The 758-nt window shown below is 61.7% G+C and carries 1 protein-coding gene; it reads right to left on the bottom strand.

Annotated elements, in window-relative coordinates; all coding sequences use genetic code 11:
* Positions 1–196 precede the first annotated feature (196 nt).
* A partial coding sequence (locus tag AD930_RS00015) for an IS5 family transposase (RefSeq protein WP_156476765.1) occupies positions 197–758 on the bottom strand: 562 nt, incomplete at its 5' end.

The raw sequence follows: 758 nt of genomic DNA, 5'->3' as shown, positions 1-758 counted from the left end.
GTTGGCTTTTGAGCGATAGGCTGTGTCTGCCCAGACTATAGGGCACCTCGAACAATTGCGTTTTGAGGCTGGCGTAGGTCGCGTGCCGGGGTGACGGCCCGGAGGATTATCGATTTTTGGTCCTTCGGCCCCCTGTTGGGGCCGCCATTTTGGGTTGGTCCGGCCGATTTGGCGACTGGATCGCGGATTTCAGGTGCTATCTGTCTGCCAGCGCGCCGCGCTCCAGTACGACCAGGCGGCGCATGTTGTAGGCCAGATTCTGCATCCCGATCTTCACAGTCGCGCGAACGATGCCGATGATGCGCACCAGCTTGCCACCCATACTGGTATGCTGGTTGCCGAACACATGTTCGACCCGCGCCCGCACTGACGAGCGGGTCTTGTTGGCCGCTTCCTGTCGTGTCGTGAGCGGCTTGCCCCGGCATCCGCGTTGGTGGATACGGCTCTTGAACCCGCGTGTTGCGAGTTTCTCCTCGGCCTCCTTGCTGCGATAGGCGCTGTCGGCCCACACGGTGCTGGCGGTGTTGCCGGGATCAAGCAGGTCTTCCAGCTTCTGGCTGTCGTGCACCGAGGCGCTGCTGACAGCGTAGCGTCGCACCAGCTTGTGCCGTCGGTCGATGCAGACATGATTCTTGTAGCCGAAGTGCGAACGCCCATGCTTCTTCGTCCAGCGCGCGTCCTTGTCCTTCTGGCGGTTCTTCGCGGGCTTCTTCTCCCACTCCTCGGGGGTCTTGCCCGATTTCACCGTCGCATTGTCG

The organism is Acetobacter malorum, from assembly GCF_001580615.1.
GTDB lineage: Bacteria > Pseudomonadota > Alphaproteobacteria > Acetobacterales > Acetobacteraceae > Acetobacter > Acetobacter malorum.
This window is presented reverse-complemented; position numbering and strand designations above follow the sequence as displayed.